Genomic DNA, 23,679 nt, shown 5'->3' with positions numbered 1-23,679 from the left:
GGCGATGTCCCTTGTCGTCGGTTGCTGCAATGTTCGATTCAGGGGGCTGCCGATCAAGGCACCAGTTTCAGCGTCACGACGCCAAGCTCGCTCTCGCCCTTGGCGTCGAGCGTCACCGGCGCCTTCGGCGGCCATTCGAAGGGGACGCGGAGCAGTTCGCGACCGCCGACTTCGCGCGCCGCCTCGACCACCAGGCTGTAGCTCCCCGGCGCCAGTTCGGTGAGCGGCTTGGCGTCGGCCTTGAAGCCGATCCGGTGCGTGCCCGGCGCCCGGGTCGGGCTGCTCAGGCCATCGACGGGCAGCGTCAGTTCGCGGCCCGTGCGCCGCCACCACTGCCGCATGTCCTTCAGCCATTTGCTGCCCTCATTGTCCTTGTGCTTGACGTCGTACCAGACCGCCAGATTGGTGACCTTGCCGCCATCGGCGCCTTCCAGCCAAAAGGCCACGTAGGGCTTGTGATACTCGACCACGTTGAGGCGGGGGATATCGATGCTGATGCTGGCTTCGCTGGCGATGGACGGGCCGGCGGCAAGGGTCGAGATGGCGGCAGTGACGACGAAACGCATCGATAACCTCTAGCGGTGGATGAAGATGACGAGCAGCAAAGCAGGGATCACGAAGCCGAGGCCGACCACCGGCCATGTCGCGGGGCGTTTGGTGGCGTGCAGTTGCAGCAGCAAGAGGCCGGTCAGGCAAAACACGATCGCCGCGCCGGCGAAAAGATCGAGAAACCAGCTCCAGACGCCCCCGGTATGGCGGCCCTTGTGCAGATCGTTGAGATAGGCGATCCAGCCGCGATCGGTGCGCTCATAGGCGATTGTGCCGTCATCGCGATCGATGCTCATCCAGGCATCGCCGCCAGGCCGTGGAAGCGCCACATAGACTTCCCTGGCCGACCATTCGGTGTCGCGGTCCGCCACGTTGATCCTCATGTCGCGCCGGATCCAGGTCGCGACCGATGCCGGAAGCGGCGCCTTGGCGACAGCGGGCTGCTGGCGAAGCGCGTACAGACCCTCCGCGGGCAACCGGCCTTCGCGCGTCACGACCGATGGAGACGATTCCATCTGTCCGGCATGATTGAGCGTGATCCCCGTCACGGCGAACAGCACCATTCCAATCAGGCACAATCCGGAGCTGATCCAGTGCCACTGATAGAGTTGCCTCAGAAAGAAAGCGCGCTGCTTCTTCTTGAAGGCGCTCGGCCGCCCATCCATCGACACAGTCCGCGATATTGATTCCGGTGAGCGGGACGCCTGGAGCGCAAGCCACTTCAAAAAATGTCTAACGGTAAAGACCAGGCTGCGCCACGGAAACAGTTTAGGTTAGTTCTAAATGCCGGGCGTCTGTTATCACGCCGCAACCATGTCCCATTCGACATGCCATGGGCTTGGATAATCGCGGGGCCGGCTTTGTTTGACAGGCGACAGGGCTCGCGGCGGCGGCGCGTCGCGCGCTCATGGGGTGAAGATCGCATCGCGAGTTCGATCGTTTCGGTCGGATGCCTCCCGTTGCAGGAAGACAATCAGGTACCCGCCGGGGCGCCGTCACGTCGGTGAACGGGGTGATCGCCCGCGACCCACGCTCCCTGAAGGCCCCACGAAAATGTGTACACGGATACCCCGCCACCGTCAGGTGGTATCGCGCGCTGCTTAGAAACGGGTTTCGTGGCCATGCTGCAGATGCGTCGAAATGGCCTCGAACCATCCACGGTCCTTCGCGTTGAGTGCCCTGTAAAGCGGACGGACTTGCCGTTTTCCGTCAACAGAGGTGTTTACCCATGGAGAAACCCGGTGACCTATCCATTTCACGGCGGGACCTTTTGATCGTGGCCGGGGCATCGGTCGCGGCAGGCGCGGCTCCGTCATCCGCACAGGCGCAGGGCAGCGCGCCGGCGGCAGCGACGGCGGGACCGACGTCCAAGGTGTCATTCAACGTCAACGGCGCGGCTCAGAATCTCGACGTCGATACGCGCACCACGCTGCTTGATGCCCTGCGCGAGCATCTGCATCTGACCGGCACCAAGAAGGGCTGCGACCACGGTCAGTGCGGCGCCTGCACGGTGATGGTCAACGGCCAGCGCATCAATTCCTGCCTCAGCCTCGCAGTGATGCACGAAGGCGACAAGGTCATCACCATCGAAGGGCTCGGCACGCCGGATAAACTGCATCCGATGCAGGCCGCCTTCATCAAGCATGACGGCTACCAGTGCGGCTATTGCACGCCAGGCCAGATCTGTTCGGCGGTCGCGGTTCTCGACGAAATCAAGGCGGGCCAGCCCAGCCATGTCAGCGCCGATCTGATGGAGCCGATGCAAGCGACCAACGAGGAAATGCGCGAACGCATGAGCGGCAACATCTGCCGTTGCGGCGCCTATTCCAATATCGCCGAAGCGATGACCGAAGTGTCCGGGAGGCCCGCATGAGACCGTTTACATACGAACGCGCGGCGTCACCGGCGGCTGCCGCCAAGGCCTCTGCCGGCAATGAAGCCGCCAAATTCATCGCCGGGGGCACGAATCTCCTCGACCTGATGAAGCTCGAGATCGAAACGCCGACGCATCTGATCGACGTCAATGGTCTCGGCTTCGACAAGATCGAACCGACCCCCGAAGGCGGTCTGCGCGTCGGCGCATTGGTGCGCAACACGGCGCTGGCGTCGGACGAGCGCGTGCGTCGCGATTACGGCCTGCTGTCGCGCGCACTTCTCGCCGGCGCGTCCGGTCAGCTGCGCAACAAGGCGACGACCGCCGGCAATCTGCTGCAGCGGACGCGATGCCCGTATTTTTATGACACCAATCTGCCGTGCAACAAGCGCACGCCGGGTAGCGGATGCTCGGCGATCGGGGGCGTCAGCCGGCAACTCGCCGTGGTCGGTTCCAGCGACGCCTGCATCGCGACACATCCGAGCGACATGGCGATCGCCATGCGCGCCCTCGATGCGACGGTGGAGACAGTGAAGCCGGATGGCCGGACCCGTGCGATTCCGATCGCCGACTTCCATCGCCTGCCGGGCGACACGCCGCATATCGAAACGACGCTGCAGCCGGGCGAGCTGATCACGGCCGTGATGCTGCCGAAGCCGGTCGGCGGCACGCATATCTATCGCAAGGTGCGCGACCGCGCGTCCTACGCCTTTGCGCTGATCTCGGTCGGCGCCATCGTGCAGAAGGACGGCAGCGGCCGGGTCGCCGTCGGCGGCGTGGCGCACAAGCCGTGGCGTGTCGAGGCCGCCGAGGCTGCCATGCCGAAGGGCGCCAAGGCTGTCGCGTCACGGCTTTTGGCCGATGCCAAGCCGACCCACGACAACGCATTCAAGCTTACGCTGGTCGAACGCACGCTGGCGTCGGTCCTCGCCGAAGCGAAAGGCTGAGCCATGAAATTCGACACACCCGCCACGACCAACCCGATCGACCAGCTCAAGGTGATCGGACATCCCGCTGACCGTATCGACGGTCCGCTGAAGACCACCGGCACGGCGCCTTATGCCTATGAGCGGCACGACGACGTACCCAACGCGGCCTATGGCTATGTCGTCGGATCGGCCATCGCCAAGGGCAAGATCATTTCGATGGATATCGCCCGGGCCAAGGCCGCGCCGGGGGTTCTGGCCATTGTCACGGCCGAGAACGCCGGCAAGCTCGGCAAGGGTAAGATGAACGTTGCGACGCTGCTCGGCGGCCCGGCCATCGAGCATTATCATCAGGCGGTCGCCGTTGTGGTCGCCGAGACCTTCGAGCAGGCCCGCGCCGCGGCGCAGCTGGTCAAGGTCAGCTACAGCCAGGAAAAAGGCTCCTACGATCTTGCCGCCGGCAAGGCCGGCGCCACCAAGCCGAAGGGCGAAGGTGAAGAGGCACCGGACTCGTCGTTCGGCGATTTCGCAGGCGAGTTTGCATCCGCGCCGGTCAGACTAGATACGACCTATTCGACGCCCGATCAGAGCCACGCGATGATGGAGCCACACGCGTCGACCGCGAAATGGGACGGCGACCGGCTGACGCTGTGGACGTCGAACCAGATGATCGCCTGGGGCGTCGGCGACGTCGCCAAGAACCTCGGCATCCCCAAGGAGAACGTACGCCTGATCTCGCCCTATATTGGCGGTGGTTTCGGCGGCAAGTTGTTCGTGCGCTCCGATGCGGTGCTCGCGGCACTCGGCGCGCGCGCGGCCGGCCGGCCCGTCAAGCTGACGCTGCAGCGGCCGTTGATCGCCAACAATACCACGCACCGTCCGGCGACCATCCAGCGCATCCGGATCGGCGCCGAGCGGGACGGCAAGATCACGGCGATCGCCCATGAAAGCTGGTCGGGCAATCTGCCGGGCGGCGACCCGGAAACGGCCGTGTTTCAGACGAGGCTGCTTTATGCCGGCGCGAACCGGATGACGGCGATGCGGCTTGCCGAGCTCGATCTGCCGGAAGGTAATGCGATGCGCGCACCGGGCGAAGCGCCGGGCCTGATGGCGCTGGAAATCGCGATGGATGAAATGGCCGAGCGTATCGGCATGGACCCGGTCGCGTTCCGCGCGCTCAATGATACGCAGGTGACGCCGGAGAAGCCGGAGCGGAAGTTTTCGCAGCGCCAGCTTAACGAGTGCATGAGGATCGGCGCCGAAAAATTCGGCTGGAGCGAACGCAACAAGGAGCCGGGACAGCGCCGTGACGGGCGCTGGCTGATTGGCACGGGCGTTGCCGCCGCCTTCCGCAACAATATGCTGATGAAATCCGGCGCGCGCGTGCGGCTCGATGGCAAGGGCATCGTCACCGTCGAGACGGACATGACCGATATCGGCACCGGCTCCTATACGATCATTGCGCAGACCGCCGCCGAGATGATGGGCGTCACGCTCGACAAGGTCGTGGTCAAGCTCGGCGATTCGTCGTTCCCGGTGTCCGCCGGATCGGGCGGGCAGTGGGGCGGCAATAACTCGACGTCCGGCGTCTATGCGGCCTGCGTGAAGCTGCGACAGGCCGTGGCGCAGAAACTCGGGTTCAATTCGGCCGATGCCACGTTCAGCGACGGCAAGGTGTCATCTGGCAACCGCAGCGCGCCGCTCGGACAGGCGGCATCTGATGCCGAAATCGTCGCGGAAGATTCCATCGAATACGGCGATCTTTCCAAGAAGGAGCAGCAATCAACCTTCGGCGCGCATTTCGTTGAAGTCGGCGTCGATATCGCGACGGCGGAGATTCGCGTCCGCCGCATGCTCGCGGTGTGCGCGGCCGGCCGCATCCTCAACCCGAAGACCGCACGTAGCCAGGTGATCGGCGCGATGACCATGGGCGTCGGTGCGGCCCTGATGGAAGAACTCTTCATCGACAAGCGGTACGGCATGTTCATCAATCATGATCTGGTAGGCTATGAGGTGCCCGTGCATGCCGATATCCCGCATCAGGAGGTGATCTTTCTCGACGAGACCGATCCGATGTCGTCGCCGATGAAAGCCAAGGGCGTCGGCGAACTCGGCATCTGCGGCGTCGCCGCCGCGGTGGCCAACGCCATCCATAATGCGACCGGCGTGCGGGTGCGGAATTATCCGATCACGCTGGACAAGCTGATCGATCAGATGCCCGCAGTGGGCTGATACGCAACGCGTTCAAAACGAGCCGGCGGCATGACATCCATGCCGCCAGCTTTTTCGTTTACGGCACAGCCAGTGCTGACTGACGCTCCAGCCACTGCGTGGCAACCGTCAGGTGCCGCGAGATCGTAACGCTTGCGGGCCTTGAGCGCGAAGTCCGCCAGCTCGTTGGCGCGACGGCGAACGTCGTCTTCGTCGAACACGCCCTCAGCAAGCCTGCGAAAGAAGCGCGGCATGCCGTGTTCCAGCACCTTGCCGCGCACCGACAGCAGCGATGCTCCCGGTGCGACCGCCTGGCCGAGCGGCAGCAGATCGTTCTCGTCGCCGCCGGTGCCGTGCAACAGCAGCAGGGGTGCAGCCTCGCGCCGGTTGCCCGGGGCGATGCGATGGATGTGGGACAGCTCGTTGCTCATGCGCGCTCCCTTTCCAGCGACGGCAATACCTTCTCGATTTCCGCGCGGTACTTCTCGAGGAAGGCCGGCAGCTTCAGGTGCTCGCCGAGCGATTCGACGGGCTCGTCCACATTGAACCCGGGGACATCGGTGGCGATCTCGAACAGGATGCCGCCAGGTTCGCGGAAGTACACCGAGCGGAAGTAGTTGCGGTCCTTCTGCTCGGTCGGATGCTGGCCGTGCGTCTCGATCAGCTTGCGCGACATCTCGGCCTGGTCGGCATCATCCACCGCGCGAAACGCGACGTGATGCACCGAGCCCGCGCCCTGACGTCCCGGCAGGAAGCCGCCGGCCTCGTAGATGTCGACGATGCCGCCATTCACCGCATCCGCCTTGAGCCGGATGATCGAGCCCTCGCGGCCGGTTTCCTCGAAGCCGAACACGTCGGTGAGGATCGCGCTGGTCTTCTCGGCCTTGTCGATCAGCAGCGTCACGCCGTGAAAGCCGCGGATCGCGTGTTCCGGCGGCACGTCGCCATTGCTCCAGCCGGCCTCGTCTTCCGCGCCGGGAACGCCGACCAGCGCCAGGCTCATGCCGTCCGGATCGGTGAACGGCAGCACGGATTCGCCAAAACGCTTCTCCAGCGCCTCATGCGCGATGCCCTTCTCGATGAAGCGGTGGGTCCAGTAGCCGAGCGAACGGGCCGGGACGCGAAACGCGGTCTGCTGGGTCTGGCCGACGCCGCCGCGGCCGGGCGCGGCATTCTCCCACGGGAAGAAGGTGAGGATGGTACCGGGGCTTCCGGCCTCGTCGCCGTAATAGAAGTGATAGGTGCCGGGATCGTCGAAATTGACGGTCTTCTTGACGAAGCGCAGGCCCAGGGCGCGGGTGTAAAAGTCGAAGTTCCGCAACGCGTTACCGGCGATCGCGGTGACATGATGGATACCTGACATGGTCGTTCTCCTGTTCGGCAGAGGCAGCTCGCCTTCCGTTGCAGGGATAATTGTGCAGGCGCCGAAATAAGACAATCCGGCCTTTCATGGCATCATTGTCTATGATTGGATGACAATCATGGACAAACTCAGCAGCCTCCGTGCCTTCGTCAAAGTGGTCGAGCTCGGCAGCTTCTCCGAGGCCGGGCGGCAATTGCGGCTGTCGCGCTCGGCGATCTCCAAATATGTCGGCGAACTCGAGCAGAGCCTCGGCGTGCAGCTGCTCAACCGCACCACGCGGCACGCCGCCCCGACCGAGAACGGCCAGGCCTATTTCGAACGCGCGCTGTCGGTGCTGGCCGATCTCGACGCCGCCGACCAGGCGGTGGCGCAGGCCCAGTCAACGCCGCGCGGGCTGCTGCGCGTGAACGCGCCGATGTCCTTTGGGACGCTGCAGCTCGGACCCGCGATTGCGGACTTCATGGCGCAATATCCCGAACTGCAGATCCATCTGGTGCTGTCGGACGACCAGGTCGACCCGACCCAGGGCGGCCATGACGTCACGCTGCGCATTGCCGACCTGGAATCGTCGAGTTTAATCGCGCGACGGATCGTCGGCATCGACCGCGTGATCTGCGCCGCGCCGGACTATCTCGCCCGGCATGGCACGCCCGCGACGCCCGCCGAACTGCGAAAACATTCGCTGCTGACTTATGGCTTCCTGCTCACCGGCAACCAGTGGAAGCTGACCGGCGCCGATGGCGATCACTGGATCCAGCCGAGCTGGAATCTGTGCGCCAACAATGCCGAAGTGCTGTGCGATGCCGCTGTCAAAGGTCGGGGCATCGCGTTGCTGCCGACCTTTATCGCCGGCCGCGCGATGCGTGACGGCTGGCTGCAAGCGTTTCTCGCCGACTACAAGGCGCCATCGCTGGCGCTCTATGCGATCTATCCGCCGACCCGCCATTTGGCGGTCAAGGTACGGCTGTTCATTGATTTCCTGGTGGCGCGCTTTGCTGCACAACAGGACTGGTGAAGCGGACGAGGTGATGCGGAGGCGGGCTAGCGCCGGCGTCGCGCCTGTCGCGAGGTCGGGTTGAGCGGATCCTCGGTCTGCTTCACCTTGACGTGTTCGCATTTCGGGCAGGCGAAGGTTTGTTTCTCCGTGCCGTTCGGCTGCGGCTCGCGCTTCTTCAGCACCATGCGGCCACGGCACATGGCGCAGCGTGGCGGCTTGATCTCGGTGGCATCGGCGGGGTCGGACATGGATCACCATCGGCGTGAACGTCGGCATAGCGCCGCTGAACGCTGCAACTCAAGTCAAACTTTCAGCCGCGCCCACAGCGCCTCCGCGGCGCGGCCCTGATGGGCGTGCGGACGGTACAGCCGGATCTCCACCGCGATGCGCGAGGCCCGGCCGCCGGCGGCGACCAGCCGGCCGTGATCGATGTCGTCCTGCGCGAGCGATTGCGGCAGCCACGCAATGCCGCGTCGCGCCAGCGCGAGCGAATGCAGCGTCGCCGCCAGCTGCGAGGTAAACACGTTGTCGAGCGCGCGCCGCTTCCTCGCCTTGTGGGCGGCGACGATGCGGCCAAGGCCGGATTCGGCGCTATAGGCGAGATATGGGATCGGCGCTTTCGTGGCCTCGTCGAGTGACCACAGCGCGCCGCCGTCCGGAGCCGGTGCGGCCAGCGGGATCAGCACGTCATGGCCGACCACCGCGCTGTCAAAGCCGTCGGCGTCGAGCCGGTTCGGGCTGTTGCGATGCGCGTGGCAGAGCAGGAACTGGGCGCGGCCGCGTTGCATGATCTGCTCGCAGGCCGCCATTGAGTCGGAGATCAGATTCAGCGTGCCGAGCGGCGCGGCGCGTTCCTGCTCGCGAATCCATTTCGGAAAGAAGGTGAAGGACAGCGCGTGGGTCGCGGTAAACGACAGCGCCGCGGTCTCGCGGCCGGCGACGTCGAGCGCTTCCGAGCGCAATTGCCGGATGTCGCGCGCCATCGCATCGGCCCGCGAGCGCAGATGCAAACCTGCCGCCGTCAGCGTCACGCCATGCGTGGAGCGGGCGAACAACGGCGTGCCGATCCATGATTCCAGCGCCTGGATGCGGCGGCTGAACGCCGGCTGGGTGACGTGGCGCGCCTCTGCCGCGCGGGAAAAATTCAGCCGCTCGGATAGCTCGATGAAGTCGTCCAGCCACGCCAGTTCCATGCTTATGCCGATCGTGCATGACAAGCCTCGATCATGGCATTGGCGCTTGGCTGCGTCCAGCCGTAGGAGTAGGGCAACTTCAGGAGAACATCATGCAGATCGTCGACGTCCGCGAAATCACCCAGCCGATCGCCTCGCCGATTCGCAATGCCTATATCGACTTCTCGAAGATGACGACCAGCCTGGTCGCCGTCGTCACCGACGTGATCAGGGACGGCCGCCGCGTGGTCGGCTACGGCTTCAATTCCAACGGCCGCTACGGTCAGGGCGGGTTGATCCGCGAGCGCTTCCAGAACCGCATCCTCGAGGCCGATCCGAAGAGCCTCATCAACGCCGCCGGCGACAATCTCGATCCGCACCGGATCTGGGCCGCGATGATGTCGAATGAGAAGCCGGGCGGCCATGGCGAGCGATCGGTGGCGGTCGGCACGCTGGACATGGCGATCTGGGACGCGACCGCAAAAATCGCCGGCAAGCCGCTGTTTCGCATGCTGGCCGAGAGCAAGGGCCGCGAGGCCGATCCGCGCGTGTTCGTCTATGCCGCCGGCGGCTATTACTATCCGGGCAAGGACGACTCGGCGCTGCAGGCGGAGATGCGCAGCTATCTCAACCGCGGTTACAATGTCGTCAAAATGAAGATCGGCGGGGCGCCGATCGACGAAGACCGCCGCCGCATCGAGGCGGTGCTGAAGGAAATCGGTTCTGAGGCGCGGCTCGCGGTCGACGCGAACGGCCGGCTCGATCTGGAGACCGCGATCGCTTATGCCAAGATGCTGCGCGACTATCCGCTGTTCTGGTACGAGGAAGTCGGCGACCCCCTTGATTATGCGCTACAGGCATCGCTGAGCGAATTCTATCCCGGCCCGATGGCGACCGGCGAGAATCTGTTCTCGCACCAGGACGCCCGCAACCTGCTGCGCTACGGCGGCATGCGCCCGGACCGCGACTGGCTGCAGTTCGACTGCGCGCTGTCCTATGGCCTGGTGGAATATCTGCGCACGCTCGACGTGCTCGAACAGTTCGGCTGGTCGCCGACGCGCTGCATTCCGCATGGCGGCCACCAGATGTCGCTCAACATTGCGGCCGGCCTGGGCCTTGGCGGCAACGAGAGCTATCCCGACCTGTTCCAGCCCTATGGCGGCTTTCCGGACAGCGTCAAGGTGATCGACGGCCACATCACCATGCCCGAACTGCCGGGCATCGGCTTCGAGGGCAAGTCGGACCTGATCAAGGTGATGCGGGAACTGGCGGAGTAATGTAGGAGGGTGGCGAGATGCAAAGCGGCTCTCGTCACCCCGGACAATCGGCGCTAAACCTCCTTTGAAACCCACGAATCGTGGCTACGAAGAGGTTGCCAACCCCATGACCATCCGCCTGCACCGCGGCGATCTGCCGGATTTGAGCCGCTATACCGATTCGGTGGCGATCGACACCGAGACCATGGGGCTCAATCCGCACCGCGACCGGCTTTGCGTGGTGCAGCTGTCGCCCGGCGACGGCAGCGCCGACGTGGTGCAGATCCCGGTCGGGCACACCGACGCGCCGAACCTGAAGAAGCTGCTCGGCGATCCCACGGTGACCAAGATCTTCCATTTCGCCCGCTTCGATCTCGCCGCACTCTATAACGGCCTCGGCGTGATGCCGTCTCCGGTCTATTGCACCAAGATCGCCTCGCGGCTGTGCCGCACCTATACCGACCGCCACGGCCTCAAGGATCTGGTCCGAGAAGTGCTGAATGTCGATCTGTCGAAGCAGCAGCAGTCCAGCGACTGGGGCCAGTCCAAGCTCAGCGATGCGCAATTGTCCTATGCCGCTTCCGACGTGCTGCATCTGCATGCCCTGCGCGAGCGGCTTAACGTCATGCTGGCGCGCGAGGGGCGTACCGAACTGGCGCAGGCCTGCTTCGACTTCCTGCCGACGCGGTCGAAACTCGACCTGTCGGGCTGGTCCGAACAGGATATCTTCGCGCATTCCTGATCGAAACCGGCGGCAGTGACCTCTCGACGCAGCAAGCGACGGGCTTCGCCCCGTTTCGGTCATAGTACTCGTTCTGGTGAGGGCTGCATTTCGGCGCATTTGGGCGTAGAATGCGCCTGCCAGGCCGGCGCGTTGGAGCAGCGGTGAATTCGGTTCAGATCCCGACCTATCAAGCCGGAATGGACGTCCGGTTCAGGGCCGCTGCACGCCATTCCAGGCTTGTGCGGCTGCTGCGCGTCGCCGTGCCGGCAGCCGTCGTGCTGTCGATGGCCATGATCGTCGGTATTTCGATCTTCAACCCGTTCCGGATGATCCTGTCGCGGCTGCCGGTCGACATGAGCAACCTGGTCGTGTCCGGCACCAAGATCACGATGGAAACGCCGCATCTGGCCGGCTTCTCGCCGGACGGTCGGCCCTATGAATTATGGGCCAAGACCGCCACGCAGGACCTCACCGACCCCGACAATGTCGAGCTCAATGTGCTGCGCGCCAAGGTGCTGATGGAAGACAAGTCGACCATGACGATGGACGCCCGCACCGGCTTCTTCAATTCCAAGACCCAGTTGCTCAAGCTGTACAAAGACATTTTCATGCAGACCTCGACCGGCTACGAAGCCCGTCTCAGCCAGGCCGTGATCGACATCGCGGCGGGGACGGTGACGTCCGACGAGCCGGTCGATGTGAAATTGCTGAACGGGACGCTGGTCGGCAAGCGGTTGCGGATTACCGAGAATGGCGAGTTGGTGCGCTTCGAGGGCGGTGTGGTGATGAATCTGGTGATGGACCAGCCGCCCGCTGTACCGGAGGCTGCGCCTGAGCCGGACGCCGTGCCCGCGCCGGCCCCTGCCAAGGCCAAGGCCTCCAAAGACAAGCGCGCCAACGCGAAATGAAATCGATGATGATGTCCCGCTTCAGTCTTCCTGACCGTGTTGCTGCGGCCTGCGCCGTGGTCGTGGTGCTGGCCGGTGCCGGCGCCGCGCTGGCGCAGAGCGCGGTGCAGGGCGTGCCCAATGCCATGCAGGGTTTTTCGCAGAACCGCGACCAGCCGATCCAGATCGAGGCCGCCTCGCTGGAAATGCGCGACAAGAAGAAGGAAGCCACCTTCACCGGCGATGTGAAGGTGGTGCAGGGCGACACCACGATGAAGTCGAAGAGCCTGGTGGTGTTCTATGACGGCGGCGGCGCGGCGACGCCGGCGCCCGGCGCCCCCGCTGCAAAGGGAGCGAAAGCGCCGATCAAGGCGGCGCAGCCCGGCCCGGGCGGCAGTTCGTCGATCCGGCGGCTCGAGGCGCGCGGCAGCGTCGTCGTCACCCAGAAGGACCAGGTCGTCACCGGCGAGACCGCGGTATTCGACACCAAGACCAACCTCGTCACCATGCTGGGCGGCGTTGTGCTGACACAGGGCAAGAACGTGCTGCGCGGCGACCGCCTTGTCGTGGACATGACAACGGGCACGTCACGGGTGGAATCCGACACCGGACGCGTGCAGGGCCTGTTTCAATCGTCGCCATCCACCCCGCCGGCCCCGGGCGGCGCCAAGCCGAAGTGACGATTCCGCCGCCGGCCCCGCCTTGGTTGAACTGCATCGCACAACCCGTTATCGCCATTGTTGTACCGTAGCGACGGGTATCCCGGCATTGGGCCGGGCAGGGATTATTGACATCTTCATGCTATTGATCCGGCACATCCAGCAGGCCGCGGGTTTGGCGCGGGCGGCAATCCAGGCTGAGCGAAACGCACATGGTTGATGTCCTCGGCATGTTCCGCCGGCGCGCCCCCAAGCGCGGCCCGAAAGGCTTCGCGCGCGCGGAGCCGGACATCACGGCGCTGTCCGGTGAGATGGGAGAGCTGTTGGCGCCGGTCCGTGAGGCGCCCGAGCTGCCGCGATCGGCCGCCCCGGTTGCCGTTACGCCCCGGCAGGAAGCGCCTGCACAGCCCCCCCGGCGCGCCGAAAAACAGGCCCGCCGCAAGGCGACCGCGCCGCAGATGGCCACCCATGCCGGTTATCTTGCCGTGCACAGCGTGGAAAAGAGCTTCGGCTCTCGCCAGGTGGTGCGCGGCGTCAGCATCTATGTGCGGCGCGGCGAGGCGGTCGGCCTGCTCGGCCCCAACGGCGCCGGCAAGACCACGGTGTTCTACATGATCACCGGTCTGATCAAGCCCGACCGTGGCGCCATCGAGCTCGACGGCCACGACGTCACCCGGCTGCCGATGTACCAGCGCGCCCGGCTCGGCATCGGCTATCTGCCGCAGGAAGCCTCGATTTTCCGGGGGCTTACGGTCGAGCAGAACATCCGCGCGGTGCTCGAGGTGATCGAGCCCAGCAAGAAGAAGCGCGAATACGAACTCGACGCCCTGCTCGACGAATTCAACGTGCAGAAACTGCGAAAATCGCCGTCGATCGCATTGTCCGGCGGCGAGCGTCGCCGCGTCGAGATCGCGCGCGCGCTGGCGACCCGGCCGAATTACATGCTGCTCGACGAACCGTTCGCCGGCATCGACCCGATCGCCGTGGGCGACATCCAGGATCTGGTGCGCCATCTCACCAACCGGGGTATCGGTGTACTCATCACCGACCACAACGTCCGCGAGACATTGGGGCTGACAGATCGCGCCTACATCGTCTATGCTGGTGAGATCCTGACCGAGGGATCTCCCGAGGAGATCGTGGCCAATCCGGATGTCCGCCGCCTGTATCTCGGCGAGGAATTCCGCCTCTAGTCCTAAATTACAATTCGTCAAGCCGTGTACATCGTCCCGCAAAAGGGATAAGCAAGAAACGGACCAACTTTTGGATCGGTTTTTGCCGCCATGGCGCTGACGCAGAGACTAGAGTTTCGTCAATCCCAGTCGCTGGTGATGACGCCGCAGCTGATGCAGGCGATCAAGCTGCTGCAGCTCTCTAACCTCGACCTCTCGACCTTTGTCGAGGATGAACTGGAGCGCAATCCGCTGCTGGAGCGCGCGAGCGATGGCAGCGAGCCCGCGATCGCCGGCGAGGCCGGGCCCGAGCGCGCCGAATTTACCGACCACGCTCGCGACGACAGCTTTTCCGGCCAGGAAGGCTCAGGCGATTCCTCAGATTTTTCCGACCGCGGCATCAGCGACGGCTTCGATGCTCCCGCGCCCGACGAGTGGATGAACAGGGAACTCGGCAGCCGCGCCGAGATCGAGCAGACCCTCGACACCGGCCTCGAGAACGTGTTTTCGGAGGAGCCGTCGGAAGCCGCGGCCCGCAATGCGCAGGATTCCGCACCGACTTCCTATACCGAATGGGGCGGCGGCGCCTCTTCCGACGACAGCTACAACCTGGAAGCCTTTGTCGCGGCCGAAGTGACGCTGGGCAGCCATCTCGCCGAGCAACTGGCGGTCGCCTTCACGTCGCCGCAGCTGCGCATGATCGGGCAATATCTGATCGATCTGGTTGATGAGGCCGGTTACCTGCCGCCGGACCTCGGTGACGTCGGCGAGCGGCTCGGCGCGTCGGCAGCTGATGTCGAGACCGTGATCGGCGTGCTGCAGAAATTCGATCCGCCCGGCGTTTGCGCGCGGAGCCTGAGCGAGTGCCTCGCCATCCAGTTGCGCGAACAGGACCGCTATGATCCCGCGATGCAGGCGCTGGTCGAGCATCTGGATCTGCTGGCCAAGCGGGACATCGCCAGCCTGCGCAAGATCTGCGGCGTCGACGACGCGGATCTGGCCGACATGATCGGCGAGATCCGGAGGCTCGATCCGAAGCCCGGCCTCAAATACGGCTCGGCGCGGACCCAGACCGTGGTGCCCGATGTCTATGTGCGGCCCGGCCCCGACGGCGGCTGGCATGTCGAGCTTAACAGCGACACGCTGCCGCGCGTGCTGGTCAACCAGGTGTATTATTCCGAACTGTCGAAGACGATCCGCAAGGACGGCGACAAGTCATACTTCACCGATTGCCTGCAGAACGCCACATGGCTGGTGCGCGCGCTCGACCAGCGCGCCCGCACCATTCTGAAAGTCGCGACCGAAATCGTCCGCCAGCAGGATGGTTTCTTCACGCAGGGCGTGGCGCATCTGCGGCCGCTGAATCTGAAAGCGGTGGCCGACGCGATCCAGATGCACGAATCGACGGTGTCGCGCGTTACCGCCAATAAATATATGGCGACCAATCGTGGCAGTTTTGAATTGAAATATTTCTTCACCGCCTCGATCGCCTCCGCCGACGGCGGCGAAGCGCATTCGGCGGAAGCCGTGCGGCATCACATCAAGCAATTGATCGATAATGAAAGCCCATCGGTCATCCTGTCGGATGATACCATCGTGGAGCGGCTGCGTGAGGTGGGCATCGATATTGCGCGCCGCACTGTGGCGAAATACCGCGAGGCGATGCGGATCCCTTCATCGGTGCAACGCCGGCGCGACAAGCAAAGCATGCTGGGAAATGCCCTGACGGCGCCTGCCTCCTCCTCTTCCGACCGTTCCCGCGACACCGCACCAGCTTGATTGCACTCGCGCGAAATCGGCATACTGTCTCAGTCGTACTCACGTCGAATCGAGGCATCAACATGACCCTCCGCATCTCGGGAAAAAGCATCAGTGTCGGCGACGCCTTGCGTGGCCGGGTTCATGAGCGAACCGACGAAGTGCTGCGAAAGTATTTCGATGGCAATTATTCCGGCCACATCACACTGAGCAAGGACGGCTTCGGCTTTCGTACCGATTGCGCGTTGCATCTGGATTCCGGAATTACGCTCGAGGCCGATTCGAATGCCGCAGATGCCTATGCCAGCGCCGACCAGGCGTTGCTGCAGATCGAGAAGCGCCTGCGCCGCTACAAGAGCCGGCTGAAGGATCGCTCGGCCCGCAAGACGCATGCCGAAGCTGTCGCCATCGCCGAACTGACGACGCCGACCTTGCACGCGCCGAGCTACGTCATCGAGGCGCCCGCCGGGGAAGACGAGCACGACGAGACCGGTTACGATCCGGTGATCATCGCCGAAGCCACAACCTCGCTGAAGCGGTTTTCGGTCAGCGAGGCGGTGATGGAACTGGACTTCACCGGCGCCGCCGTCGTGGTGTTCCTGCATGGCTCGAGCGGGCGCGTGAACATCGTGTATCGTCGCGCCGACGGCAATGTGGGTTGGGTTGACCCGCCGGTGGTTCAGACCTCCTGACGGCATTGACGGCCCGTTAGACCGAACCTATGGTCCGCCGCCTTCGATAGGCCGGGATTAGAAACCCGCCTATCGAAGCATTTCGCATGGGGCATTCCGGTGCTAGGATACTTCTGGGCGCACGCGCTTGGCGGTCTCTGACACAGGACGTCCCTTCCATTTTCTGACGCTGCCGGTCTACCCCTGTTTCACCTGCTGACGGTCAACATCCTCGGAACGATCCATGACGATTACCGATCTGGTGGCGCCCGAGGCGATTCTCTCGGCGTTGAAGGTCAACAGCAAGAAGCAGGCGCTGCAGGAATTATCCGCGCGCGCCGCGGTGCTGACCGGCCAAACCGAGCGTGCCATCTTCGAGGTGCTGCTGCAGCGTGAAAAGCTCGGCACCACTGCCGTCGGCTACGGCGTCGCCATTCCGCACGGCAAGCTGCCGACGCTGAACAAATTGTTCGGCATGTTTGCGCGGCTGGAGCGCCCGATCGATTTCGAGGCGATGGATGGTCAGCCGGTCGATCTCGTGTTCCTGCTGCTCGCCCCGGAAGGCGCCGGCGCCGATCATCTGAAGGCGCTGGCGCGAATAGCCCGGCTGCTGCGTGATCAGGACGTCGCCAAGAAGCTGCGCGCCTCGCGCGATGCCCAGGCGATCTACTCGGTACTGGCGCTGCCGCCGGCGACGGCCGCCTGACTCTCGGGACTGCGGCAGGCCGGCCATTCGGACAGCAAAATACGCGGGATGCTGCCCGCGTACTTCAACACCTCAGGCGGTCGTCGCGTTAGTGAACGCTGACGGCCTGCAATTCCTGGCTCCACGCATTGGCAATCGCGGCTTCCCTGCTGTCGGTCAGCATGATCGGCGTGCCATCGGCGGCGTGCAGGGCGAACAGCTTCAATCCGGGCGCAATATGCGGCGCCTGCGGAAACAGGCCCGGCACGTCCTCGGAGCGGATCTGCTTCACATAGGCGATCAGCCCATCGCCCAGATGAGCCAGCGTTTCGGCGGAGACATCCGCGACGTCAACAATATTCACTTCACTCATGGTCTCGACTCCTTACGGTTGACCAAGCGGTCGAGTCCGCTACTAGTTCCATTATTCGTGCTCATTGATAGCGATTGTCTTAACGACCCTTTCAGGCTCCGGCCTGGTGAGGTCGATCGACAACAACCCGTTCTTCAGATCCGCTCCCAATACCTGCATCCCCTCCGCCAGCACGAAGGTGCGCTGGAAGTGGCGTGCCGCAATACCGCGGTGGATGTACTGCCGGGACTTGTCGTCCTGCTGGCGACCCCGAATGACGAGCTGGTTTTCCTCGGTGGTGACATCGAGTTGATCGCGGGTGAACCCCGCCACCGCCAGCGTGATGCGCAGGCGTTCGGGCTGACCGCTGTTACGGTCGCACCGCTCGATATTGTACGGAGGATAGCCGTCGGCGCCTTTGACAACGCGGTCGAGCGCACGCTCGATCTCGTCGAAGCCCAACAGGAACGGACTGGATAACGAAGGAACACGAGACATAGATACAAAGCCCTCTCGAAGCGACTTTGGGTATCAGGGCCCTGACGGCGCCCTCTTCACCGACAGGCTGAGTGCCTGCCGATGCGTCCAATATGGGCATAGTACCGCCGGGTTCAAGAACCCCGGAATCGCCCGGTCTGCTTGGTCGCGCGTTGATTTCGGTCAGGTATCGATCCGGCTGCGGCCGTCGGCGCTGAACAGATGCAATTTGTCGCGGGGCGCGATGGCCCGGATTCGCTCGCCCACGGCGGGCGCAATCTGGCCGGGCACGCGGACGATGACTTCGCCCGCCGGCAATTCGCCCGGCGTGGTGCTGATGCCGTGCGCGCCGTCGCGGGCACCGTAGACGAAGGTTTCCGGGCCGACCCGCTCGATGGCTTCCACGGTCAGGTCCAGCGCGATGCCGCCGGTGGCGACCGCGTCGGGGGAGATCGTCAGGTCCTCGGGCCGGACGCCGAGAATGCCGGTTTCGGCCTGGCTACGGCTGTCGCCGGCGAATTGAAGGCCGATCTCGCCTGATCGCATCGGGATCAGGTTCATCGGCGGCGCGCCGATGAAGGAGGCGACGAAGGTGGTGGCGGGCTTGCGGTAGATTTCCAGCGGATTGCCGATCTGCTCGACCTCGCCGCCATTCATCACCACCAGGATATCGGCCAGCGTCATCGCCTCGAGCTGGTCGTGGGTGACGTAGATCGAGGTGGTCTTCAACCGGCGCTGCAATTTGCGGATCTCGACCCGCATCGCCACGCGCAGCTTGGCGTCGAGATTGGACAGCGGCTCGTCGAACAGAAACACTTTTGGCTGCCGCACGATGGCGCGGCCCATCGCGACGCGCTGGCGCTGGCCGCCGGAGAGTTGCCGCGGCTTGCGATCGAGCATGGCGCCGATTTCGAGAATCTTCGCGGCCTCGCGGACGCGGGCGTCGATCTCGGGCTCCTTCATGCCGCGATTGCGCAGGCCGTAGGCCATGTTGTTGTAGACGCTCATATGCGGATACAGTGCGTAGTTCTGGAACACCATCGCGATGTCGCGATCCGCCGGCTCGACCTCGTTGACGACGCGGCCGCCGATGTCGATCTCGCCTGAGGTAATGGTTTCCAGCCCCGCCACCATGCGCAGCAAGGTCGACTTGCCGCAGCCGGAGGGGCCGACCAGCACACAGAACTGCCCGTCAGCGATTTCGAAATTGACGCCCTTGATGGCCTCGAAGCCGCCGGGATAGGTCTTGCGCACATGGCGCAGCGAGACGTTCGACATGAAATTCCTACTTCTCGGTCTCGACCAGGCCGCGCACGAACAGGCGCTGCATGAACACAACCACCGCGACCGGCGGCAGCATCGCCAGCACCGCCGTGGCCATCGCGAGCTGCCATTCGGCAAGTTCGTCGGTGGTCGTCAGCATCTTCTTGATGCCGGTGACGATGGTCTGCATGGATTCCTGCGTGGTGATCAGCAGCGGCCACAAATATTGATTCCAGCCATAGATGAACTGGATCACGAACAGGGCCGCCATCGTGGTCACCGACAGCGGCAGCAGCGTATCCTTGAAGAACCGGAACGGCCCCGCGCCATCGATCCGCGACGCCTCCAGCAATTCGTCGGGAATCGTCATGAAGAACTGCCGGAACAGCAACGTGCCGGTGGCGGACGCGATGAGCGGCAGGATCAGCCCCGCATAGGTGTCCAGCATATGCAGATCGGCGATCACCTTGTAGGTCGGATAGATGCGCACCTCGACCGGCAGCATCAGGGTGACGAAGATGATCCAGAACGCCGTCTGGCGGAACGGAAAGCGGAAATAAACCACCGCATAGGCCGACAATACCGAAATGAAGATCTTGCCGATCGCGATGCCCGCCGCCGAGATGAAGGAATTCAGCAGCATCTGTCCGACCGGCTCGCGGCTCGCGCGCGCGCCGCCGACAAAAATCGCGCGGTAGTAATTCTCCAGGCCGTGTCCGCCCGGCAGCATCGGCATGTTGCCGTTGACCACCGTGGCCGCATCATGGGTCGAGGCGATGATTGCGACATAGACCGGAAACACGACGATGAACACGCCGAAGATCAGGATCGCGTAGGCCAGAATGTCGTTCCAGCGGCGGTGCTCGACCATCAGTACTGCACCTTGCGCTCGACATAGCGGAACTGGATCGCCGTCAGCGCGATCACGATGACCATCAGCACGACGGATTGCGCCGCCGAACTGCCGAGATCGCCGCCGAGCCGGCCGTCGGCATAGACCTTGTAGACCATCGTCGTCGTCGAGCCGGCCGGGCCGCCGCCCGTCACGGCGTCGATGATGCCGAATGTGTCGAAGAACACGTAGACGACGTTCACCACCAGCAGGAAGAACGTGGTCGGCGACAGCAGCGGGAAGGTGATGGTCCAGAACCGCCGCAGCGGCCCGGCGCCATCGATGGCGCCGGCCTCCAGCACGCTGCGCGGGATCGATTGCAACCCTGCAAGGAAGAACAGGAAGTTATAGGCGATCTGCTTCCACACGGCGGCCATCACGACCAGCGTCATCGCATGGTTGCCGTTGAGTAGCGGATTCCAGTTGAAGCCCATCAGGCGCAGCGGCCGCGCCATGGTGCCGAGCGTGGGATGGAAGATGAACAGCCACAGCACGCCGGCCACCGCCGGCGCCACCGCGTAGGGCCACAGCATCAGCATCTTGAATGCGGGCGCTGCCTTCAGATTCTTGTCGGCCTGGGTCGCGAACAGCAAAGCGATCGCCAGCGACAGCCCGGCCACCAGCGACGAGAACACCAGCGTCGTCAACATCGCCTTGTAGTATTCAGGCTGCGTGAACAGCGCCTGATAGTTCTCTAACCCGATGAATTCCGAGTTCAGGCCGAAGGCGTCCTCGCGCAGGAAGGATTGCCAGACGGCCTGCAGCGCGGGCCAGTAGAAAAAAACAGCCGTGATGACCAGCTGCGGCACCAGCAGCAGATAGGGCAGCAACCTGCCTTTGAAGACGGCGGACTTTTCCATCGCTTGTTATCGCGCCTCACGGCAGGGGCGTTCTGCCCCCTCCCCCGCAAGGGGGAGGGAACATGTCTGCCGTGCCTCGCCATGATGCGCTACGACGATCATGTTACTTCACCGTCTTCTCGAACGTTCGCAACATCGCGTTGCCGCGCGAGACCGCGGTGTCGAGCGCCTGCTGCGCAGTCTTCTGCCCGCCCAAAGCGGATTCCATCTCCTCCGCCCAGATGTCGCGTAGCTGCACCATGTTGCCGAAGCGCAGGCCGCGCGAGTTTTCGGTCGGCTCCTTGTTGGTGAGCTCCTTCAACGGCGTCTGCAGGATCGGATTCTTTTCATAAAAACCGTCGGCCTTGGTCTTTTCGTACGCTGCCTTGGTGATCGGCAGGTAGCCGGATTCCTGGTGCAGTTTGGCCTGGCGGTCGGTGTCGGACAGGAACGTGAAAAACTTGGCGATGCCCTTGTATTCGTCCGGCTTCTTGCCGCCCATCACCCACAGCGAGGCGCCGCCAATGATCGAGTTCTGCGGCGCGCCGGCCACGTCCGGGTAATACGGCATCGGCGCCGAGGTGAAGGCGAACTTCGCGGTGCCCTTGGCGGTCGCATAATAGCCCGACGATGTCAGGAATAGCGGGCACTCGCCGGAGCCGAACCGGCTCTCGCTGGCATTGGCGCGGCCGGAATAATCGTAGGTCTTGTCCTTCTGCAGTTCGATCAGCGTCTGCAGATGCTTGACCTGGAGCGGCGCGTTGAACTTGAGCTCGGTATCGAAGCCGTCCAGCCCGTTGGCCTTGGTGCCGATCGGCACGTTGTGCCACGCGGAGAACTGTTCGATGTGCGCCCACGTCGCCCAAGCATTGGAAAAGCCGCAGGTCGCATAGCCGGCGGCCTTGAGCTTCTTGGCGTCCTCGAAAACTTCCGGCCAGGTCTTCGGGATTTCCGCGATGTTCGCCTTCTTCAGCGCGTCGAGATTGACCCACATCACCATCGAGGACGAGTTGAACGGGAACGACAGCATCTCGCCCTTGGAGGTCGAGTAATAGCCGGTGATGGCGGGTAGATAATTGTTGGCGTCGAACGGCTCGCCCGCGTCCTTCATCAACTGGTACACCGGCTTGACGGCGCCCTTGGCGCTCATCATGGTTGCGGTGCCGACCTCGAAGACCTGCAGGATGTGCGGTGCGGTGCCGGCACGGAACGCAGCGATGCCGGCGTTCATCGTGTCGGGATAGGCGCCCTTGAAGGTCGTGACCACCTTGTAGTCGGACTGGCTGGCGTTGAAGTCGGCCGCGAGCTTGTTGACGATGTCGTTGTTGCCGCCGGTCATCGCGTGCCACCACTGGATCTCGGTCACCGCATAGGCCGGCGACGCGAGCACGAGGGTCGAGGCGAGCAGGGTGGCAAGGCGCAGTGGTCGGTTCATTCCAAGGTCTCCCGGTGGCCGTCATCATCGTTGCTGCGCCGGTAACAGCGCGGGATGACATTGGGATGACGGTATAGTCGAGCCGACGCCCGCGCGAAAGCGCGGATCATGGCAGCTGGAAGTTTAGTGAGGTCCGGGATGGGACCGCATCCCTGACCTTGCTGCTAGCGCTAGCGCTAGCGCTTGCGCTCCGGGCCGCTGACCGTGCCCCGGGCGACGAGATCGCCGATCTCTTCCGCCGAATAGCCGAACTCCTCGAGCACCTCGGTGGCATGCTCGCTGAACTTCGGCGGGACGTGGCGCAGGCTTGCTGGGGTGCGGTCGAAGCGCACCGGTGAAGCGACGCCCTTGTACCAGTCCTTCTCGATGATATCGCCGCGCGCAATCGTGTGTGGGTTGGCGAGCGCCTTGTCGATCGACTGCACCGGGCCTGCGGGCAGGCCGGCGGCGAGCAGGCGGCGGCATAGCGGTTCGCCGTCTTCCTGCGTGAGGATCGCTTCCAGCTCGGCGCGCAATTCGTCGCGGTTGACGACGCGGTCGCGGTTGCGGGCAAAGCGCGTGTCGGTGCCAAGCTCGGGCTTGCCGAGCTCCTTGCACAGCTTGCGATAGGTCGCGTCATTGCCGACGCCGACGAAGATGTCGCCATCGCGCGCCGCGAACACGGCATAGGGATACAGGTTGGGATGCTCGTTCCCGGTGCGCGCCGGCGGCTTGCCGCCATTCATGAAGTAGTTGGCGGTGTGCGGGTGCATGATCGCGAGACCCGTTTCGTACAAAGTCGCTTCCACGAACTGGCCAAGGCCGGATCTGGCGCGCTCCGCCAGCGCCATCAGAATGCCGACGCAGGCATACAGCCCGGTCGACATATCGACGAGGGCGACGCCAATCCGGGTCGGGCCGCTGTCCGCCGTGCCGGTGGCGGCCATCAGGCCGACCATCGACTGGATCACGGCGTCATAGCCGGGATGGCCGCCATGCGGGCCGTCGCCGCCGAAGCCGGAAATCCGGCAATGGATCAGTTTCGGAAATTTTGCGCGCAGCACATCATTGCCGATGCCCCATTTGTCGAGCGTGCCCGGCTTGAAGTTCTCGATCATCACGTCGGCGTCTTCGAGCATCCGCATCAACACGACGCGGCCGGCTTCCGAGGCGAGGTCGAGGCCGATCGAGCGCTTGTTGCGATTCGCGCCGATGAAATAGGCGGCGTCGTCCTCATGGAAGGGAGGTCCCCAGTCGCGGGTTTCGTCGCCGGCGGGCGGCTCGACCTTGACGACGTCGGCGCCGTGGTCGGCGAGGATCTGCGTGCAGTAGGGGCCACCGAGCACGCGCGACAGGTCGATCACGCGCAGTCCGGCGATGGCGCCGGGAGCAATATTGGGGATCATGAGGCGTTTCTGATGCTTTTGTTGTTGGTCGTGCGACCCATAAACCATCCAAACCGCGTCTTCGCAAACGCTGGCCGCCATGCGATTTCGGGTGTTGTCCCGAGGCAGCCAGCGTGGCTGGCCGATGCCCGCC

General features: G+C 64.0%; 24 protein-coding genes and 1 pseudogene. 12 read left to right on the top strand and 13 right to left on the bottom strand.

The genetic code is table 11. The annotated features are described in order from the left end of the window. Window positions 1-53: 53 nt before the first annotated feature. Window positions 54-566 carry a DUF2271 domain-containing protein gene (locus FNL56_RS01125; RefSeq protein WP_143571258.1) on the bottom strand — a complete coding sequence of 171 codons (513 nt, stop codon included), beginning with the start codon at window positions 564-566 and terminating at the stop codon, window positions 54-56. A 9-nt stretch (window positions 567-575) separates the two neighbouring features. Then, window positions 576-1,214 (bottom strand): PepSY-associated TM helix domain-containing protein, encoded by a 639-nt coding sequence (locus FNL56_RS01120; RefSeq protein WP_143581724.1) that lies wholly within the window; start codon window positions 1,212-1,214, stop codon window positions 576-578. Between the two features lie 563 nt (window positions 1,215-1,777). Here FNL56_RS01120 and paoA point away from each other — a divergent pair. From paoA to paoC, 3 genes are read left to right on the top strand one after another with little or no spacing between them, the layout of a single operon-like run. Next, window positions 1,778-2,422, top strand: a complete 645-nt coding sequence (gene paoA / locus FNL56_RS01115) for an aldehyde dehydrogenase iron-sulfur subunit PaoA (protein ID WP_143571256.1) — start codon at window positions 1,778-1,780, stop codon at window positions 2,420-2,422. Further along, window positions 2,419-3,369 (top strand): FAD binding domain-containing protein, encoded by a 951-nt coding sequence (locus FNL56_RS01110; protein WP_143571255.1) that lies wholly within the window; start codon window positions 2,419-2,421, stop codon window positions 3,367-3,369. Before paoA ends, FNL56_RS01110 begins: the two co-directional genes overlap by 4 nt. A 3-nt stretch (window positions 3,370-3,372) precedes the next feature. Beyond that, on the top strand, window positions 3,373-5,580 hold the full coding sequence (gene paoC, locus FNL56_RS01105) for an aldehyde oxidoreductase molybdenum-binding subunit PaoC (protein ID WP_143571254.1): 2,208 nt from the start codon (window positions 3,373-3,375) through the stop codon (window positions 5,578-5,580). A gap of 74 nt (window positions 5,581-5,654) precedes the next feature. On the opposite strand, the pseudogene FNL56_RS01100 reads toward paoC, so the two are convergent. Both FNL56_RS01100 and FNL56_RS01095 read right to left on the bottom strand, forming a co-directional pair. Next, a pseudogene (locus FNL56_RS01100) lies at window positions 5,655-5,990 on the bottom strand (alpha/beta hydrolase); the annotation flags it as partial. Next, window positions 5,987-6,922 carry a ring-cleaving dioxygenase gene (locus tag FNL56_RS01095; RefSeq protein ID WP_143571253.1) on the bottom strand — a complete coding sequence of 312 codons (936 nt, stop codon included), beginning with the start codon at window positions 6,920-6,922 and terminating at the stop codon, window positions 5,987-5,989. The gene FNL56_RS01095 and the pseudogene FNL56_RS01100, both read right to left, overlap by 4 nt. 118 nt (window positions 6,923-7,040) lie before the next feature. On the opposite strand from FNL56_RS01095, the gene FNL56_RS01090 reads away from it, so the two are divergent. Further along, window positions 7,041-7,937, top strand: a complete 897-nt coding sequence (locus FNL56_RS01090) for a LysR family transcriptional regulator (RefSeq protein WP_143571252.1) — start codon at window positions 7,041-7,043, stop codon at window positions 7,935-7,937. Between the two features lie 26 nt (window positions 7,938-7,963). On the opposite strand, the gene FNL56_RS01085 is transcribed toward FNL56_RS01090, so the two are convergent. After that, window positions 7,964-8,167, bottom strand: coding sequence for a hypothetical protein (locus FNL56_RS01085; RefSeq protein ID WP_143571251.1), 204 nt, complete (start codon window positions 8,165-8,167; stop codon window positions 7,964-7,966). Window positions 8,168-8,221: 54 nt separating this feature from the next. Next, window positions 8,222-9,112: a LysR family transcriptional regulator gene (locus tag FNL56_RS01080; RefSeq protein ID WP_143571250.1), complete on the bottom strand. Its 891-nt coding sequence runs from the start codon at window positions 9,110-9,112 to the stop codon at window positions 8,222-8,224. A gap of 92 nt (window positions 9,113-9,204) precedes the next feature. Here FNL56_RS01080 and FNL56_RS01075 point away from each other — a divergent pair, with 92 nt between their 5' ends. The 8 genes from FNL56_RS01075 (at window position 9,205) to ptsN (ending at window position 16,924) form a co-directional block, all read left to right on the top strand. Next, window positions 9,205-10,368, top strand: coding sequence for a mandelate racemase/muconate lactonizing enzyme family protein (locus tag FNL56_RS01075; protein ID WP_143571249.1), 1,164 nt, complete (start codon window positions 9,205-9,207; stop codon window positions 10,366-10,368). A 106-nt stretch (window positions 10,369-10,474) separates the two neighbouring features. Beyond that, window positions 10,475-11,089, top strand: coding sequence for a ribonuclease D (locus tag FNL56_RS01070; protein ID WP_143571248.1), 615 nt, complete (start codon window positions 10,475-10,477; stop codon window positions 11,087-11,089). Window positions 11,090-11,232: 143 nt separating this feature from the next. After that, window positions 11,233-11,979 carry an LPS export ABC transporter periplasmic protein LptC gene (gene lptC / locus FNL56_RS01065; protein ID WP_143571247.1) on the top strand — a complete coding sequence of 249 codons (747 nt, stop codon included), beginning with the start codon at window positions 11,233-11,235 and terminating at the stop codon, window positions 11,977-11,979. Window positions 11,980-11,990: 11 nt separating this feature from the next. After that, on the top strand, window positions 11,991-12,638 hold the full coding sequence (locus FNL56_RS01060) for an LptA/OstA family protein (RefSeq protein ID WP_168203055.1): 648 nt from the start codon (window positions 11,991-11,993) through the stop codon (window positions 12,636-12,638). A 191-nt stretch (window positions 12,639-12,829) separates the two neighbouring features. Then, a complete protein-coding gene (lptB, locus tag FNL56_RS01055; RefSeq protein WP_143571245.1) occupies window positions 12,830-13,810 on the top strand; it encodes an LPS export ABC transporter ATP-binding protein in 981 nt (326 codons plus the stop codon). 90 nt (window positions 13,811-13,900) lie between these two features. Then, complete coding sequence (gene rpoN, locus FNL56_RS01050) at window positions 13,901-15,568, top strand: RNA polymerase factor sigma-54 (protein ID WP_143571244.1); 1,668 nt, start codon at window positions 13,901-13,903, stop codon at window positions 15,566-15,568. A gap of 62 nt (window positions 15,569-15,630) precedes the next feature. Beyond that, the gene (gene hpf, locus FNL56_RS01045) at window positions 15,631-16,239 is read left to right on the top strand and encodes a ribosome hibernation-promoting factor, HPF/YfiA family (RefSeq protein WP_143571243.1); all 609 of its coding nucleotides are present in this window, start codon (window positions 15,631-15,633) and stop codon (window positions 16,237-16,239) included. A gap of 223 nt (window positions 16,240-16,462) precedes the next feature. Then, window positions 16,463-16,924 carry a PTS IIA-like nitrogen regulatory protein PtsN gene (gene ptsN / locus FNL56_RS01040; RefSeq protein ID WP_143571242.1) on the top strand — a complete coding sequence of 154 codons (462 nt, stop codon included), beginning with the start codon at window positions 16,463-16,465 and terminating at the stop codon, window positions 16,922-16,924. A gap of 88 nt (window positions 16,925-17,012) precedes the next feature. Here ptsN and FNL56_RS01035 read toward each other — a convergent pair whose 3' ends face one another. The 7 genes from FNL56_RS01035 to FNL56_RS01005 form a co-directional block, all read right to left on the bottom strand. Further along, on the bottom strand, window positions 17,013-17,276 hold the full coding sequence (locus FNL56_RS01035; protein WP_143571241.1) for a DUF1150 family protein: 264 nt from the start codon (window positions 17,274-17,276) through the stop codon (window positions 17,013-17,015). 51 nt (window positions 17,277-17,327) lie between these two features. After that, the gene (locus FNL56_RS01030; protein ID WP_143571240.1) at window positions 17,328-17,753 is read right to left on the bottom strand and encodes an Hsp20 family protein; all 426 of its coding nucleotides are present in this window, start codon (window positions 17,751-17,753) and stop codon (window positions 17,328-17,330) included. A gap of 162 nt (window positions 17,754-17,915) precedes the next feature. Further along, a complete protein-coding gene (locus FNL56_RS01025) occupies window positions 17,916-19,010 on the bottom strand; it encodes a sn-glycerol-3-phosphate import ATP-binding protein UgpC (RefSeq protein ID WP_143571239.1) in 1,095 nt (364 codons plus the stop codon). 7 nt (window positions 19,011-19,017) lie between these two features. Then, window positions 19,018-19,866, bottom strand: a complete 849-nt coding sequence (gene ugpE / locus FNL56_RS01020) for a sn-glycerol-3-phosphate ABC transporter permease UgpE (protein WP_143571238.1) — start codon at window positions 19,864-19,866, stop codon at window positions 19,018-19,020. Further along, window positions 19,866-20,747, bottom strand: coding sequence for a sn-glycerol-3-phosphate ABC transporter permease UgpA (ugpA, locus tag FNL56_RS01015; RefSeq protein ID WP_143571237.1), 882 nt, complete (start codon window positions 20,745-20,747; stop codon window positions 19,866-19,868). Before ugpA ends, ugpE begins: the two co-directional genes overlap by 1 nt. Before the next feature lie 103 nt (window positions 20,748-20,850). Then, window positions 20,851-22,161, bottom strand: coding sequence for a sn-glycerol-3-phosphate ABC transporter substrate-binding protein UgpB (gene ugpB, locus FNL56_RS01010; RefSeq protein WP_143571236.1), 1,311 nt, complete (start codon window positions 22,159-22,161; stop codon window positions 20,851-20,853). A 176-nt stretch (window positions 22,162-22,337) separates the two neighbouring features. Beyond that, window positions 22,338-23,546, bottom strand: coding sequence for a CaiB/BaiF CoA transferase family protein (locus FNL56_RS01005; protein ID WP_143571235.1), 1,209 nt, complete (start codon window positions 23,544-23,546; stop codon window positions 22,338-22,340). Window positions 23,547-23,679 lie beyond the last annotated feature (133 nt).

The sequence above is a fragment of the Tardiphaga sp. vice304 genome, from assembly GCF_007018905.1.
Lineage (GTDB): Bacteria > Pseudomonadota > Alphaproteobacteria > Rhizobiales > Xanthobacteraceae > Tardiphaga.
This window is presented reverse-complemented; position numbering and strand designations above follow the sequence as displayed.